At 53.4% G+C, this 16,615-nt stretch carries 12 protein-coding genes and 3 pseudogenes; 6 read left to right on the top strand and 9 right to left on the bottom strand.

Going from position 1 to position 16,615, the window contains the following annotated elements:
• Positions 1-604: 604 nt before the first annotated feature.
• Positions 605-805: pseudogene (locus ACR0BU_RS13525) on the top strand (transposase); the annotation flags it as partial.
• Positions 806-852: 47 nt separating this feature from the next.
• Here ACR0BU_RS13525 and ACR0BU_RS13530 read toward each other — a convergent pair.
• Positions 853-2,532 carry an adenylate/guanylate cyclase domain-containing protein gene (locus ACR0BU_RS13530; protein ID WP_480737843.1) on the bottom strand — a complete coding sequence of 560 codons (1,680 nt, stop codon included), beginning with the start codon at positions 2,530-2,532 and terminating at the stop codon, positions 853-855.
• A 193-nt stretch (positions 2,533-2,725) separates the two neighbouring features.
• Between ACR0BU_RS13530 and ACR0BU_RS13535 the strand changes: the two genes are divergently transcribed.
• Complete coding sequence (locus ACR0BU_RS13535) at positions 2,726-3,625, top strand: peptidoglycan-binding protein (RefSeq protein ID WP_480737845.1); 900 nt, start codon at positions 2,726-2,728, stop codon at positions 3,623-3,625.
• Positions 3,626-4,191: 566 nt separating this feature from the next.
• On the opposite strand, the gene ACR0BU_RS13540 is transcribed toward ACR0BU_RS13535, so the two are convergent.
• From ACR0BU_RS13540 to ACR0BU_RS13565, 6 genes are read right to left on the bottom strand one after another with little or no spacing between them, the layout of a single operon-like run.
• Positions 4,192-4,335 (bottom strand): methyltransferase domain-containing protein, encoded by a 144-nt coding sequence (locus tag ACR0BU_RS13540; protein WP_298934651.1) that lies wholly within the window; start codon positions 4,333-4,335, stop codon positions 4,192-4,194.
• On the bottom strand, positions 4,323-4,595 hold the full coding sequence (locus ACR0BU_RS13545) for a hypothetical protein (RefSeq protein ID WP_480737846.1): 273 nt from the start codon (positions 4,593-4,595) through the stop codon (positions 4,323-4,325). The genes ACR0BU_RS13540 and ACR0BU_RS13545 overlap by 13 nt, the downstream gene beginning before the upstream one ends.
• Before the next feature lies 1 nt (position 4,596).
• Positions 4,597-5,094, bottom strand: coding sequence for a pseudoazurin (locus tag ACR0BU_RS13550; RefSeq protein ID WP_480737847.1), 498 nt, complete (start codon positions 5,092-5,094; stop codon positions 4,597-4,599).
• Entirely contained in the window at positions 5,075-5,845 is a 771-nt protein-coding gene (locus tag ACR0BU_RS13555) for an ABC transporter ATP-binding protein (protein ID WP_480737848.1), read from the bottom strand. Before ACR0BU_RS13555 ends, ACR0BU_RS13550 begins: the two co-directional genes overlap by 20 nt.
• Positions 5,842-6,912 carry a FecCD family ABC transporter permease gene (locus tag ACR0BU_RS13560; RefSeq protein ID WP_480737849.1) on the bottom strand — a complete coding sequence of 357 codons (1,071 nt, stop codon included), beginning with the start codon at positions 6,910-6,912 and terminating at the stop codon, positions 5,842-5,844. Before ACR0BU_RS13560 ends, ACR0BU_RS13555 begins: the two co-directional genes overlap by 4 nt.
• 43 nt (positions 6,913-6,955) lie before the next feature.
• Entirely contained in the window at positions 6,956-8,104 is a 1,149-nt protein-coding gene (locus ACR0BU_RS13565; protein WP_480737851.1) for an ABC transporter substrate-binding protein, read from the bottom strand.
• Positions 8,105-9,057: 953 nt separating this feature from the next.
• On the opposite strand from ACR0BU_RS13565, the pseudogene ACR0BU_RS13570 reads away from it, so the two are divergent.
• Positions 9,058-9,705, top strand: a pseudogene (locus ACR0BU_RS13570) (IS6 family transposase).
• A 283-nt stretch (positions 9,706-9,988) separates the two neighbouring features.
• Here the strand turns inward: ACR0BU_RS13570 and ACR0BU_RS13575 are convergent.
• Both ACR0BU_RS13575 and ACR0BU_RS13580 read right to left on the bottom strand, forming a co-directional pair.
• Positions 9,989-11,053: a ParB/RepB/Spo0J family partition protein gene (locus ACR0BU_RS13575; protein ID WP_480737852.1), complete on the bottom strand. Its 1,065-nt coding sequence runs from the start codon at positions 11,051-11,053 to the stop codon at positions 9,989-9,991.
• Positions 11,046-12,377, bottom strand: a complete 1,332-nt coding sequence (locus tag ACR0BU_RS13580; RefSeq protein WP_298934784.1) for an AAA family ATPase — start codon at positions 12,375-12,377, stop codon at positions 11,046-11,048. Before ACR0BU_RS13580 ends, ACR0BU_RS13575 begins: the two co-directional genes overlap by 8 nt.
• 634 nt (positions 12,378-13,011) lie before the next feature.
• On the opposite strand from ACR0BU_RS13580, the gene ACR0BU_RS13585 reads away from it, so the two are divergent.
• The 3 genes and pseudogenes from ACR0BU_RS13585 (at position 13,012) to ACR0BU_RS13595 (ending at position 16,354) form a co-directional block, all read left to right on the top strand.
• Entirely contained in the window at positions 13,012-14,271 is a 1,260-nt protein-coding gene (locus ACR0BU_RS13585; protein ID WP_480737853.1) for a replication initiation protein, read from the top strand.
• A gap of 228 nt (positions 14,272-14,499) precedes the next feature.
• Positions 14,500-15,170: pseudogene (locus ACR0BU_RS13590) on the top strand (IS6 family transposase).
• A 164-nt stretch (positions 15,171-15,334) separates the two neighbouring features.
• The gene (locus ACR0BU_RS13595; protein WP_480737854.1) at positions 15,335-16,354 is read left to right on the top strand and encodes a glycosyltransferase family 8 protein; all 1,020 of its coding nucleotides are present in this window, start codon (positions 15,335-15,337) and stop codon (positions 16,352-16,354) included.
• Positions 16,355-16,615: the final 261 nt, after the last annotated feature.

The raw sequence follows: 16,615 nt of genomic DNA on the forward strand, positions 1-16,615 counted from the left end.
GCGCGGAGCGTTTCCTTATTCCCGAGCTTTCAGCATCGAACCGTGTGTAGCTCGACCGTCGAGCTGGTACAGGCACTCTATCATGTGGACCCGTCCAAGCAAAAGACCGATCTGGCCGTCCGGCTCGCCAACCATTGGGAGGCGGGTTGAGGACCAAAGGCAAAATTGGGTGAGATGTCACTGCGTTTCGCATGATTGGGCCTTCAACCATAATCCCGACTTCGCTTTGAGTGTCGTCTGTAACACTTCCGCTACCATGTCACTGATACTCACGCCTATCCTATTACTACAGTACCTGGCCCGCTTGAGCCGAGATTTAGCCGCTGGGATCTCTAAATGCCTGCACCGGACCCCCTAGGTGCCATCGACAGTCCAAAGCGTCGCCAGAGGCGATTTCAGCCGCCCCCGCATCCTCTCCGTCGGCATAGCATACCCCGCCCATCCGTCATGAGTGCGCCGTTGCCGCAACGCCCCCTACATTGGTTTGTGTGACCCTATACCGTGCCACTTCAGAAGACACGTTTATACTCCGCACGACCAAGAGATGTCATTTCGCCCAGTGCCGCAAACGACCCTGGATTCATCGCATGACATTCTGACTTGTTTACGCGCCTGCGTCCCCGGCCGAAAGCAACGCAAAGCGCCAATCAGGTACAGCAAGCGCAGATTCAAGCGGCGAGACCGCATCGAGATCACGTTTGGCAGGCTCAAGAATAGGAGGCGTGTGGCAACACGATATGACCGCTGCCCCAAGGTTTGCCTATCAGCGATCGAACTCGCAGCAACCGTCAGCTACTGGTTATGAATCCCGGCCCTAGGCAACTTCAAATCCAGATGTTTGGATTAGCCTGCCTATTCTTTCATCCCGGCCTTCCGTAACCCCGAGATGTAGCGATTTTCCCCGCCTTCGATCGCAAATACGTTACGCGCCAATATTGAGGAGATGTTGTCATTTGGATGCAGACGAAGCGCAGTATTCACGGCCTCCGTTGCCTCGCCCCAACGACCTAGCTGCGCTTGGGCTGCGGCCAATACTCGATAGAGGGTAGCGTATCCAACACTCAGACTTAAACCATCTTTGGCTAGTTTTATTGCCGCTTCATCGTTGCCTGCCTGAAGCGTCGCCATTGCCAGCCCACCCCTGATCGACAAGGCCCAAGGGCTTTTGCCACCCAAAACATCGGCTTTCTTAAAACAATCTATAGCCGCAGTGTTATCTCCTATCCAGACATACGACCATCCGCTCAGAGCCAGTGTTACGAAGTCAGACGAGGATTGCCGTAGAGCATATTCTACCGTTGACCGCAGAATGGCTGGTTCTCGATGCTGCGAATAGGTTGTGACGCCAAGCGCAAGACGCAAAAGGGAATGGTTCTCGGCGAGTGGTGCGGCTGCAGAACACCATGATGGCACCGATGTGGCGTACTTCTGTGCAACGCGCTCGTACCCCATCACAGTCGCGGACAAAAACGCTACAAGGGCCAGGGCGAACGGGTGCGGCAACGAAGGATCTTTTCGAATTGCCGCACTTGAGTACTCCAAAGCTGACGCAAAGGCGTCCGGATCCAGTCGATCTATAGCCAATTGCCCACGCAATTCACATTGGCTGGCGGTCATGTCTTCAATCGTTAACTTGTCGAGTTTCACACGCTCTCGATCAAACGTCGCAGTCATGACTTGGCTAACCAGCAATTCCGCCGTTTCATCCTGCCAGTCAAATGCGTTGTCCATGTCGCCGTCAATTTTAGTGGACCAAAGCTCGACGCCGTCCGGATCAGTGTATTTTATCTCTAACCGAAGGCGGGTGCCGCTGGCGCGTATACGCCCCAATAAAACATAGGAATGACGAGCCGACTCTGTTGCGGTTACGGAAAGCCAGTGCGTTGCGCCAAGATAGGTCATCAAGTCGCCGGTGAGGGCATCAGAGAGTTCTCTGACCTCATCTCGCGGATCAGATGTCTCTATGCGGCGAACTACAATCTGAGGCCGTTGAGAAGTACCAGGATCCGATGCTTTCTGGCCCGGGAGGGATCCTCGTGTCCACACACGCACCGGTCTGGAAATATTTTTTAGATCATGTTCTCCTGCATCGTCAAACGACGGTCTGAGTGTGCCATCAAGGCTGCCGAATACAGCGTCGGAGATCACAATACTTCCAGGAGCAGCGATTTGTTCGAGCCGGGCTGCGACATTCACTCCATCGCCAAAAACATCTTCTTCTTCCTCGACTACGTCACCAAGATGCACGCCTAGTCGGAGTTGCATATTTGGAGCTTGAGGGCTTAGGTTTTTTGAAAGTAGATCCTGAATTTGCAGCGCGCAGGTTGCAGCATCAGAAGCTGCCTCAAACAGAACAATCCAGCCGTCTCCCATGCTTTTGACCACCCTGCCGCGCCGAGACGCCACTGTCGGGCCAAACACTTCTGTTCGAAGCCGTCTGAGTGACGTGAGGGTTTTCTCGGTGTCTTGACCAAGCAACTTCGAATAGCCAGCGACATCTGCGGCCAATACTGCAGCGAGACTTCGCTTCATGCGTGAGTTCCCCATTCCTTCAACATTCTTCTCGCGTCGGTAAGCTTGGCCAAGATGTGATCGATAGACAAGTATATCCTTGTCGCAGAGACATTGGAGGGCGGCAAAGTAGGCCTCTTTTCTCAGTGTTGAAAATGAGTGGGAAGTGGGTAACATTATGAATTGATGAGGATTATGAAAGGCGGCCGCTGCGATGCATTTGGATTGGAGCCATGTTCAAACTCAACTGAAAGACTTGGGGTGTTACTCGGATACCGTTGATGGAATTCCCGGGCCCAACACGAAAAATGCAATCGTGATCTTTCAAAAGCGCATGCAGTTGGAAGCAGACGGCATTGTTGGCAGAAAAACACGGGCCGCTCTGAATGCGCAGTGTTCAATCCTGGATTGTTCGATTTCATCAGCTGCCGAACTTGTGAAAATTGCATACACGGTGAAGAAAAGGGGCCTCAAAGCGGTCAATGAAACACTGAGAGATCAACACGGTCTCTGGATCGAAAGCCAGTGTCCAAAGAAAGGCGTAGAAGCCTACATGCTCAACAACAAGTGTTTGCTGGTTCCAGGCAGCAACTCATTTTGGGATTATGCCAGGTTCAATCTGCGCCTGTTAAATGTCGGCATGCCGCGCCTGTCGCTTAGATTGAGAAAACGTGACCGAAAGGCGGACAAAAATACTGTTACGGCCGGAACTGGAATTGTCTGGCACCAGGGGTTTTTCACCCATGCGAACCATATAAATAAGTGGATCGGATCGAACCCGGATAACTGGCCCAAGTTGATTGTTGGACATTCTCTGGGTGCGGCTTCTGCACAGATCCTGTCAACAATCTGGTCCAAACCTTCAATTGGTTTTGCAGCACCCAGGATCCGGAAATCGGGATCGTCGACCCAGTTCGAAAACCTGTCCCTTTCAATTTGTAGAAACGACGACATCGTATGCCGTTTCCCCCGAGGCTTTGAACGCATGGGGCAAAGCAGAATTCTCATTCACCAAAATCCGGCAAGGGGTCTAAACCACAAAATGGCGGCCTACATTGACGCACTGCAAAATCGGGTTTCTGGTTTAGGTATTCCCAAACTATGGAACCCCTAACGGGATGGTACACGAAATCTGTAGTTTGAGTTTTGCTTTCAATGGCAGAATTGCACGACACAATTGGTGTTGAAAACGCCTAGCTTGTTTTTCGGCGAATCTGCTTGATCCGCGCTTCAATCCCTGAACTCAAGTGGATTTCGAGTTCGGGCTGTGACCCGCCGACTGCACCTGCTGGATCCAGATTGTATTGGAATGACCGGTTAGGGCTCAAACCCGGCCTTAAACACCGAGCTTTGCAGTTTCCAAGACACGCGACAAAGCGGCGATCGAGCAAGTGCCTGTTTTGGAGAGGTTTTTAGATTTTTTGCACCTAAAACAGAGCTTCCATCGGGAGTAGGTCTCCAGACGTTTGATATCGTTGGGAAAGTAATCCGTCGGCGGCTCTGTGGGAATGAAGGCATTGGCCAAAACCGGCTGATCGCAACGTCGAGGCCTGCTGTTCTAAACGCAATTGCAATATCGGAGACGGAATGGTTCGGTACAGGGATATTGGAAAACGCCGAGATCTTTGGACGCCAGGCCGACCATTATGCGCTGTCTGCGTGACAGCATGTAACAGCGTCTTAGTGGCCGCCTTGTTTTAGGACCGAAGCAACTTGCCGGGCATGATCCTCAAAGTCTTCGATCAGGTAGATCACCTCGTGACTGAAGGCCAGATCGAAGCCACCTCCGGTTTCCGATAGCATGTCCGTTGCTAGGTACGCCAATGGGCGGTCACCCTAGGCAGCGTTGGCCAATGCCACCCTGTCTCTTGCGAGATCGACACCCATGCCCGACGCAAACGGTCTCGTATCGTAAAGCATGCGCAGAAACCGCCCTGATTGCAGCCGACATCCAATACCCGGGCCGTCGATAGATCGGGATTCGGTATGCACTTGATCATCTCGCGCCAGATCCAGGCGTGTTCTTCGGTCAGACTATCTTCTTCAGACGGCTTTTTTGACCAGGTATCGATAAGACTGTTCATCTTACGCCGCCTCTTCTTCAAGCTGCTTGAGCAAGGCGCGGAAGTTCTTGCGGGCATCGCCGGGGTGACGGACCTTTTTGACCTGCGCGAGGTTAGACAGGTCACTACCCACAACGATCAGCCCAACCATTCCCCAATCATAGTGTGGCAGGCAGATGTAGCCGTAGATGCCGGACACTCTAAGGGTGATCACCAACGCTTCGTCCACTGCTCCATTCCAGGGCTCAGCACCATCGGGGATCATGCCACGCTTGGACGTCGAGTTATGGCTGGGGTCGGTGGCCAGAAACTGTACGCTATCGCCCGGATTCATATGCAGAATGGCAGGCTCGAACACATTGACGACGTTGGCGTTGTTGCAGTCGGCGTTGAGCATCATCACGGTATGATCCGCTGTGGTATCCTTCGTTGCGTTTGTTGCCGCTAAAAGTGGAGTCGCGGTGGCCAAAGCACCCAGTGACAGGGTGAATGTCCATCGATCAAACGTGGGAGTAGGCATGAACGACAAGATCCTCCTTCGGGCCAGTGGTAATGTGAATATCAACGCCATAGGTCTCGCCGATTTCCGGGCGGTGCAGGATTTCGTCAGGCGGACCCTCGGCCAGAACTCGCCCCTGTCGCAACAGGATCAGATGATCGGCAAACCGCGAGGCGAGGTTCAGGTCGTGTAGCGCCACGATACCTATGGCGTTGCGCTTGGCAATGGCTTCTCGAATCTGGCTCAGCACCCGTAGCTGATGGTTCAGGTCGAGCGCCGAGGTCGGCTCGTCAAAGAGATAGACTTCGGAGTCTCGGATCAACGCTTGGGCGACTGAGACCATCTGCGCCTGCCCACCAGACAACTCGCTGATATATGCCTCGGCAAGATGGCCAATTTGAGCGTCGTGCAAGGCTTGCCCAACGGCTTCCATGTCTTCTGAAGTAACGCGCCAGCCGCTCAGGTTCTTCCGCGCCATCATCACGACATCAAAAACGGTCAGCGCTGCATTGGCCGCGAAGAACTGTGGCATGAAGCAAACGCGGGCGAGCCGTGCCTTGGACGACAATGTCGCAAGGTCAGTATCGCCAAGGGCAACCGTTCCTTCGGCTTTCAGCAGTCCAGCGATCACACGAAACAAAGTGGACTTGCCCGACGCATTCGGCCCAATCAATGCGGTCATCTGGCCGGGTTTTAACGGTGCAAAGCCAGCGTCTCTTAGTATCGGGCGAGCGCCGTAAGCAAAATTCAGGTCTCTGGCTTCCAGCATCATTGCCAGTGCCTTTTGCGTTGGCTGAGGATCAGGCTGACGAAGAACGGAACCCCGATCAGCGATGTGATCATTCCAATCGGGTACACAACGCCCGGCGTGATCGCCTTGGACGCAATCGACGTACCCGACAGGATCAGCGCTCCGACAAGTGCCGAAAGCGGGAGGAACCCACGCTGATCTTCACCGACTATCATGCGTGCAATATGCGGCGCGACGAGACCGACAAAGGCGATCGCGCCGACAAATGACACTGCCACCGCCGACAGTAAGGACACGCCAGCAAGCACCATCAGCCGAAGCGTGTTGACGTTAACGCCAAGGGCAGCAGCCTTGTCTTCCCCCATCCGCAATGCGGTCAAGGCCCAGGAGCGGCTCAGGAAATAGGGCAGGACGATTGCGAGGATCGCGACGCAGATGGCGACCTTAGGCCAGGTTGCACGAGCCAGTGAGCCCAATTGCCAGAAGATAAGTTGCGCAAGTTGCAGCTCTGAGGCGCCGTATTGAAGAAAGGCCAGCAAAGCGTTGAAGGTAAACATCATCGCAATGCCCATCAGGATCATCGTCTCGGGGTCTGCGCCGCGCAGGCGCGTGACAAAAAACAGCAAAAGCGAGGCGGCCATTGCAAAGAAAAACGCGTTCACCGTCACAAACAAAGCGCCAACACCGGGCAGGACAGACCAGCCCAGTACGATGGCAACCGCAGCACCGAAGCTTGCTGCCATCGAAAGGCCCAAAGTGAAGGGCTCGGCCAACGGGTTGTTCAGGATCGTCTGAAGCTCGGCACCTGAAACACCCAGCATGGCACCAACCACGATGGCCATCATCGCAATGGGCAATCGCAGATCCCAAATGATGACCTCTTCTTTCGCTGTCGCCACAGAAGGATCGAAGATCACATGGACAACGCGCCAGAAACTCAGATCAGCCGGGCCGGTAACTACATCTATCACGACCGTTGTAAACAAGATCAAGGCAGCCGCCGCGACGAGCGCGACGCGCAAGACCGCGCGTTTGCGATATCCGCCGACAATTGTGTCAACGCTTGGAGAATTGGAGATATCTGTCATTCGCGGATGACCCGCCGTCCAAAGTACGGCGGATCCTCTTTTCTTATTTGTCAGCGCTCAGCCAGAACTGGCCGGATGCTTCATAAGGCATGAACTCGTCATGCAGCCTTTCGAACGTCTCTTGTGGATCGAGGTTCTCGAAATCCTCTGGATAGAGCCACTTGGCGATCTGCTGAATAGCCACGAAGTGATATGGAGAATTGTAGAATTGATGGTAGATTGAGTGGTAATTTCCATCTTTGACCGCTCGCAATTCAGCAAAGCCCGGACGTGCCGCAAGGGCGGCGATCTTCTCGGCATTCACCGCCGGATCCCCTTCATACCCAAGCAATGTAGAAGTCACTTCTGGTTTGGCTTCAGCCCAGTTGGCCCCTGTACCGATCACATGATCAGGGTCGGCATCGATTACCCCTTCCATGGACAGGCTTACAGAGTAGGCATTCTCCAGCGTTGAGGCATAGTTCTTGCCACCTGCCAATTCCACGAAGCGGCCATAGTTATAAGGCCCAAAAGACCAGCAACAGAAGTCTGGTTGCCAACCTGCTGCGTTCTCAAGGACCACCAATGGGTGCTCCTCGGCCGGGATTTGATCGACTACATTAGTGACTTTTTTCATCTCAGAAATGTAGAAATCGATAAACTTGGCCGCGCCTTTTTCCTCGCCCAAGATGCGTCCGAGGATCAACAGCGAGGGCACTGTATTTTCGGTTGCATTGCGGCGAAAATCGATGAACACAACAGGCACACCAGCCTTGTCCAGCTTATCAATCAGTCCAGTTTCTTCCGCTTTGAAGAGGTTGCCGCTGTCAAGTAGAACAAGATCAGCATCTGCTTCGAGCACGGCCTCAATGCTGAAGTCGCCGGCATATGGGTTACCAAAATTGATCATCCGCTGCGTATCTACCGGGAAAACGTCTTCGAATTTGCGAAACGCATCCGGGTCATACTGAACCAGATCGTCTTTCCAGCCGACAATCTGATCGAACGGGTTGCCGTCTGTGATCGCCGCAATCGCATACATCATCCGGCCTTCGCCAAGAATGATTTTGTCGGGATGCTCGTCAAGCGTCACTTGACGACCAGCAATGTCGGTTAGGGTTACGGCTTCGGCCTTTGCGGATGTTGCTGGCGTGAGAAATGTCACGGTTGCTGCAAGCGTCAGGGCAAAGCCGCTGATGAAACGAGTGTTCATAGCAGGCTCTCCTATAGACTATGAGGCCTCCTTAGAACGTTTGACCCATAAACCCAAGTAAAAAACTCAGGAAGCAGTTGTTGCCAGTCCGCATTTGGAATTCGTCTGAGAAACTGCACGCTGCACAGCTACGAATGATCACTGTGGCCTCGCCACTGCTGTTCTCTGTGAGCATCTCGATTGGCAGCAGGTAGCAGACACTCATCAGCAAGGTTTGCAATTTCTGAGATGCCGACGAGCCCGCCATTCACACCTTGAAACCGAGTGCCAGCATTACCGGGGTAATACAAGTGGCTGATTGAAGAGGTGCGACGCGCCAAACTCGTACCCCCTCGTTGAAATCGTAAACCTCATTTCAAGACGCGTCGCTTCTTCCCAATACACAATGCGCGGGTTAGAATTGTGTCTGTTTTCTGAAGAGAGACGCCCAATTTGCTTGACGTTGCGGCAACCATTCAAACAATTTTGCTGATGGAGCTAGAGAAACGCGGGGCGACACGCCGCACTCACAACCCCCTCGAAAACCAGTTGAAAAACTGTACGTACTAAAATCAAGACGTGCCACCCACACAGAACGTATCGCATTGCGGCAAAATTGTGTCCATGATTCCTTGCGAAACTCACCGTTTCTTTTTCGGAAACCAATCGTTTCGCAGAAATTTGACACACTAAGGGGTTCCCCCAATTACACGTATCACCACCGGGTGCTAGACGTCAGTTAACGGAACACAAACACCACTCTGTGTACCCCTTGTTGAGGGGCTGGCATTGACCCCCTCGTCCAGCCCCTCCAATGACTTAGCAAAAAAGCTCCTCAAACGGTCCCCCTGTTTCGCTATGTTCAATTCATGTGCGGACGACTTGGCAGGGTTCTATTCCAAACTTTCGGCCATTAACGCTTTCGGAATTAGCGAGTGAATGACTGTCGGTCGTATCAAGTCGAAAGCCAGCTCATGATTTCCTTCAAAGGTGCACAATATCTAAAAGATGTGATCCTATTCGCAGTGTTCCTCTATGTTCGACACGGCGTTTCCTACCGCGATCTGGAAGAGATAATGGCAGAGCGAGGTGTTTCGGTCGATCAGACCACGCTGAACCCACGGGTAACACGGTACTTTCGCTCCATTGTGGAAGCAGCGCGAAGGCGCAAAGGACCGTGTGATCACTCCTGGCGCATGGGTCTATCTCTACCGAGGCGTCGACAAACACCGCAAGACGCTTGATTTTACGCTTTCACCACGCCGAAACAAACCTGTAGCGACCAAGTTCTTCACCCGGATTTTAGAGACAAATGGATTGCCGAGGAAGAATGTGACCGACAAGAGCGGTGCTAACACCTCCAGCATCAAAGCTATCAACAAAATGCTCAAAGGCTTTGGCTGCCCGATCCGAATTGAGATGGTGAGGCGGAGATACTTGAACGATATCGTCGAGTAAGAACACTGTTTCATCAAAAGACGAACCCGCCCGATGCTCGGCCTCAAGTCTTTCGCGTCAGCTTCGGCAACTCTCACAGGTGTCGAGGCGTGAAACTGATCCGCAAAGGTCAACTCACGTCTGGACTCTGCCCATTTCGTCAATTTGCGGAACTGGCTGCTTAACCCGCAGATCCAACGTAACCTCTTCGGGCAGCAAGAAACTTCGCAACAAAATCCCCCAGAAAACCTGCGCCATTAATAATGGTTGCCAGGGAACTCTGGGTGCAGCCCTCTCTTAAAGTCGCCTCAGTCATTTAATGATCATTATTCATTCATTTTGCGCACGACACGATAATCACCTAACTTACTCTGGCGTTTGGTTAAAGCAGCGTTTCAAGCTTTCAGCGCCCACATTGATATCAATGAACCGGATAGCTCGTCAGGCGCTGTGGGTTTCGCGACGAAACTAAGCCAGATAATTCGAGATTTTTTCGATCAGTTGCTCCGCGTCTTTGGGCCTCAGTTCACGCCCCTTGATGCGAATCCGCATTTCGCCAGATGACACCTCTGCCAAAATCTCTCCGCCTCCCGGCAAAATCTGCGGAGCCAATCGCTGAACTTCTTGTGGCCGCCCTCCGCGCGCCTTTGTTTCGGTTGGTTCAGGCGTATCTTTCAAGGCCGCTTCCAACAACGACCACTCTTCTTTTGCATCCGACACTTCTGCTGACGCAAGAGTTTGACGAAGTTTTGATTGCGCCCCATCGCGGAGGGCGGATGCAAGCTTAAGGCCTGCCTTTTCCGTCAGAGCAATTGGATGCTTTAGAAGATCGCCTAGCGCCTCATGAACAACCGCAAAGCTGCGTACCTTTGACCGCTTGGCTTTGGATGCAGCGGCAAACAAAACATCCACGGCAGCCTCAGTTGTGTCGAAGACTCCCTGCCCCGCAGCAAGAACCGCGATACGGCCGCGTTCGTAGGGGCTGAGATTTGATCGAAGCTCATTCTCTTCGACCATCGAAACGTAAGCCCCCTGCCCCGTCCCAGCCTGCCGAACAAAAGCTGGTATCTGGGAAAACCTGGGGTCTGTTTCTGACAGCCGCCGAAATGCGTCCAATCGACGATAGCCGGAGATAAGGCCAAAACCGTCACCGTCGGGCGTGACTTCGATGGGCGTTCGCAAACCGTGAACACGCAGGGATTCCAGAAGCTCGGCCATGGCCTCTTCGTCTTCGACCATACGGTCGCGCCGGATGAAGTCGGCATCAATTTGATCCAAAGGCAGGTTTTGCGCGACAAGCCCTGCGTTCTCGGCATCGCGCCAGCGCGCGGCGTCCCCCTGATCCTGGGCCAAAGCCACGCGATCCGTAACCGCCACCATACCGTTCAGTGACGCGGCTTCGGCTGCGACCTGGGCTATCGGTGGTGTTGTCGTCGTCTCAAACGGGCTGATCGATGGTTTCGCCGCGAAACCCGCCTCGAGATGTTCCAATTCCGCCGTATCCGGGGCGGTCAGTCTTCTGCGTTTAGCCATCTGCTTCTCCTCCCATCTGAGCATCGCGCCACCAACATCCGATCAGAACCTCTTTGAATTCTGCGTAGGTCCGGTCGAATGTCTCTCGGCCCCTCACATAAGTTTCTCGGTTGAAGTCGCGATAGTCTGCTTCGTAAATGCCGTTCACTTGTTCACCCGCCTGCCCGACCAAGGCCGTATAGTCCTGCCGGTATGCGTTCATAAAATCACCAAAATAGGCCTGAATGACGTTGGCCATATCTGTCTGCTGGCTGGCGTCGAACCGCGTGATGATGGCCCGTACTACATCCCATTCGAACTTTAACTCCGGTAAACCCGCCGCGCGTTGCGCCGAGTTCTCGCCATCTTCAATACTGGCGAACGTAGTGTAGAGCATATCGAAGAAGCGGCCTGTGGAATCAAATTCCAGAAATGAAGCGCCAAGAGGAACCAACAAAATGTCCGCCGCAGCCAGAGCGTTTATCGTTAGGTACCCAAGTGCAGGAGGAGTGTCGAGGAACACAACGTCGTAGTCGTTCAGAATACCTTCGTCCTGAAGAAAATTGGTCAACCCATCCCACAGGGGCCAACTGCGTAATCCCATGCGCCAAACCGGGATCTGAAACTCGGCCCAATACAGGTTCAGCTGCGCACCGATCAGATCGATATTGGGCCAGTGGGTTTTTTGAATGACGTCGCGGGGCAGGGTGGTCAATGCCTCCTGCAGGGTTTCGTCGAGCGGGATCTCTGGCTGACCTGAGGCTGAGCGTACCCGGTTTTCCTCCTGAACAGCCTTGGCATAGTCCTTTGCAACCAACGGAAACACCGTTTGCCATTCATCGGCAACCTGCCCTCCGAGGATCGACGTCATCGATCCCTGGCTGTCCAGGTCGATGACCAGAACCTTATAGCCGTCCAAAGCCGCCGACATAGCCAGATGGGCCGCTGTTGAGGTCTTGCCGACGCCGCCCTTGAAGTTCGCAACAGCGACGACCTTTGCGGGTAAACCATCAGGGCGATAAGGAAGATATTCCTTCGTGCTGACACCCTCTGCCGCAAAGTGCTTTCGTAGGGTGAGCACTTCTTCCAACGTGAACCACTTGGAGCCGGCCTCTCCCTCACCCTGAGGAAGATCGGGATTCGCCTTGAGGACACGTCGAAGATGGGCGGGTGCAACAGGGATGAGATATTTGGTGATCTCCCAGATTGAAAATCGCCGCAAACGCTTTTCTCCATCCGGAGCGTAGCCTCTGCGCGCCAGGTCCTCTCGGCCCTTTGCACAGAACGTCGCTGCTTTTGCGAATCGCGAAGTGCCGATAGGATCGGGTAACTTTGTCGCCGCCATTTGCGGATCCAGATTCAGATATGGCGGTAGCGGGGGTTGGTTGGATTTATTCACTGTCGATGCCTCGGGTAATGTTCGCCTTGTCGGCGTATATTGCGGAATGTAGCGAACATTTGGCCCGGCGGCTATCCTTGTTCTCAAGTTTTTCCACAGTAGGTGTACGCCTAGACCGGTTTCGTGGCGAAACTTCCTAAAATCGAAGAAAAGGACGCAACAAATAGTTTATTTATTTTAGACAGTTTAGATTCTTTAGGACGTTAATATCGTTATTTAACAATAATTTGCGCCTCGTATGGCACCTGTTTTCAGTGTCTGGAGCACCCATCTACAGGATAAAAGGTGCCCATCTACAGGAGGGTAGGGGCCAGAATCCGGGAAGAAGGGTCCCGATTCTCAGGTTGTTAAGAAAGTGCACCAATCAGACCCTAATCTTCTCTCTTTTGGATGTTGTGCTCCTGCGTAACAGCCGGTCTCCGAACCCCCGCGAGCAGTTGCCTGGGGATAAGTCGAGCACTTTCGGAATAAGGTACCTGTCTACGGGATTCATGTGATCCTGTATTTGGGCACCCAATTAAGATTGATCAACGGGTACCTTTCGTGGCAGAAATATCAAAACGAGCAGCCAGGCAGAATCATGCCGGATACACAATTGGACATGGATCAGCTTTCTGGCGCATTGCGCCGGGAAACAGTGAAGAAGAACGTTGCTGCAATTCACATTAGCGGCAAGCTGACGCTATTGCAGCGCAAGTTATCCAATGTCCTTTTGTTGAATGCATATGACGCGCTAACGTCCGCACAAACCCACACCATCGACGCTCGGACTTTGGCGATGATGGTTGGATACAATTCGAACGACTTTGACACGCTACGCGCCAGCCTTAGGGCTCTGGCCGAGACCGTAGCAGAATGGGACATGTTGGACGAACAGGGCCGTCAGGAATGGGGCGTCTCGTCGTTGCTTAGTTTCGCAAAACTCAAGGCCGGAGTTTGCGAGTATGCGTATTCCCCTGCGCTTGCGCAGAAACTTTACGATCCGAAGATCTACGCGCTGATAAATGTTCAAATCCAGCGGAACTTCAGTTCCGGACACGGCTTGGCATTGTACGAAAACTGCTACCGATTTGTGCGTACCGGATCGACGGGATGGTGGGCGCTGGATGTTTTTCGAAAACTGATGGGCGTGGATGGAAGCGACTACTATGGCAGTTTCAAACATCTCAATGCCAAGATCATCAAACCTGCTGTTGCTGAGGTGAACAAAAGCTCGGACATTCTAATTGAACCGGAGTTCAAGAAGAAGGGGCGCACCGTTACCGACATTCGGTTCCTGATCAAAGGCAACCCGCAGAAGGCGATGTTCGAGATTGACGATGGTGACGGCGTTCGGAACCTGAAGATATACAAAACGCTGCGCGAGCAGGGGGTGTCGGATAGGTTGGCGCGGCAATGGATAGCTGAACATGGTGAAGACTATGTTCAGCAAAAGCTCGACTACGTCAGCGGGCAGGGGGGTATTAAGTCAACACTCGGATATCTCTCAGCTGCATTGCGGGATGACTACAAAGCGCCGGAGAATGAAACCGCACCCGAGCCCAGTCCCGAGGCGGTCGAAGCCGCCCGTGAACGAGAGGTTGAAAAGGCCCAGGAAGATCAGGCTTACGAGGCGCGGGTGTCAGAACGAGCGGAGCGTTCCCGCAAATTGGCGATCGTCGAGGATCTGGTTTCGCGGCGAAACCCCACACAGCGAGATGCAGACAAGCGGCTGTTCCTTGCCGGATTGAACAACGATCTGGATCGAGAGCACTTCCGGGCGCATGGTTGGCGATCAGGCCTAAATGCTACGGCCATCTTCGCCTTTTGGTTGGATATGGAGCCTGACGCCTTCGAGTGATCACCTAGTCTCCCAGACGTCTCTGCAACGCACGTGGTTGGCGCTGGATGGAATGGATTTGTCACCTTTAGAGTTGTGCGCATTTTATAATATTTATGCGCATTATGAGCACGGTGCTTTGGCTAATAAGAGAACTCAAGGGTTGTGTCGCAAAATCTTGACCGAGGTTGGCGAAAACGCGGATTCAGGTGCTCTTTGCCTTCAATACGACCACGAGCGGGCTTCTGTATGATGTCTTTGAACAGCTGCCACTTCCCCAAGGATGCGGTTCTGTACGCAGTGTACTTCTATCTGAGGCACACTGTTTCCTATCGCACCTTGAGGGAATTATGGCTGAACGGGGCCTGCGCGCATCATGCTACATTGAACAGGCGGGTCACGAAGTACTCGCCGATGATCGCAGCGCGCGCCCAATCGATGAAGCGTCCGACACCAGATTCCCGGCGCATGGAGGAACATATGTGCGTGGCAAGTGGATGTATCTCTATCGCGCTGCCGACAAGGGAAATACTCTTGATTTCATGCTCTCAGAGCGAAGAAATGGCCCTGTGGCGACCAAGTTCTTTGCCGAAGCACTGTCATCAAACGGTGTCCCAGGAAAGATCGGAATCGACAAGAGCGACGCCCATGCAGCCGGTTTTCGAGAAGTGAACAGGATACCCATGTGGTTTGGCCGCCCAGCCAAAGTGCAGACAATCTGGTCCAGATTTTTGAACAACATGATCGAGCAGGATCACAGGTCTATCAAACGACGGGTGCGACACATGTGCGGGTTCAAGCCTTTGTCGTCCGCGTCCGCGACACTGGATGGCATCGAGGTAGCCAACGTGATCCGAAAGAGGCAATCCCCCAGCGCAGCGATGTGCGGATTGCGAGAGTTTGCCGAAATCGCAGGATAGGTGCATCCAAACGAACGCTCTGCCTAACTCTCTCAAGAATTTGCGGCACAATCGGACGATGAGAAAGACAACCAAGGGCCCACATGAAACCCAGGCGGAGCTTCTTTGACAATGCAAATATCGGTGACATAGTGTCGACCGAAATACACCCCGATAGGCACCCAATGATCCACCCGCGCATTCCAACTTTACCGGAAGAAGTATTGGCCAATATAGCCGCACAAAAGGCACGAGCGCAGGACACCGTCCCCCAGACCATCCATGTGGTACTGGCCATTGACGAAACCTATGCCCCCCACGCCGCAGTCACTATCGCCTCAGCCCTCGATCACGCGGGCCACCCGGAGCGCCTAAACTTCCATATACTCGAGGACGGGTCCCTGAGCGACACAACCCGCAAGAATCTCTCCACGACCGCTCGTAATCAACTCATCTTCTTGCCTGTCAATACCGAGACGCTTACCGAACTGCCCCTCAATCGTGCACATATTTCGAGAGCCACATACTATCGGTTGGCCATGCACAAGGCTCTGCCAAAAGCCATTCAAAAAATTATCTATATTGATTCCGACACCGTGGTCACCGACGCGCTGGAGCACCTCTGGTCCACACCTTTAAACGGTTACCCCATAGGCGCCTGCCCGGATGAGGGAGGCCTCACTCAATCCGAGCGCCTTGGCCTGCCATCTGGGCATCTCTATTTCAACGCAGGGGTCGCGATCTTCGACCTGGACGCGATAAGAGCCATGGATTTTGAGACCGCATTGGCAACCGCCTACGAGACCCATAAAGAGAGGATCACCCTGCAAGATCAGGATCTGCTCAATCTGGTTTTTTGTGGTCAAACCCAGTCCTTGCCATTGCGCTGGAATGCAGGAACCCGGCTCTACCTGCCATCCGAGGTTGAGGCCGCCTATACGCCCGAAGAAGCGCTGGAGGCTGCAAACGCGCCCGGCATCCTTCATTTTACCGACCGCCGGAAGCCGTGGATGCTCAAAGACTTGAATCCGTTGGGCCATCTTTACTGGACCTATCGTAACCAAACCCCATGGGCCGAAACAGCCCTTCAAACCGCCATCCGTCGTCTAAAAAAAGCCCTGCGTCATCGGCTTAGCTCATCGCAAAAAGCCATAGACGCCGATATCGTTGCGCGTGCACAATATGATTCGGATACGCTCCCATAGCCTCAAAGGTTGAGGCTGCCTACACGCCCCAAAAGGTCGCAAACGTGCCGGGCATCCTCGATTTCTCCGACCGCTGGAAGCAGTGAATGCTCAAAGACCTATTCCCGCTGGGCCATGATTATTATATCTATTGCACCCAAAATGCTATTCGCCGAAACTGCCTTTCCGACCGTCGCATGCCGCTTCAAAAGGCCCTGCGCTGTCGGATTAGCGCATCGAAAAAGGCAATTAACACGGAAATCAAAGCCCAGTGCTCACAAT

It is taken from the genome of Ruegeria sp. CK2 (assembly GCF_056536585.1).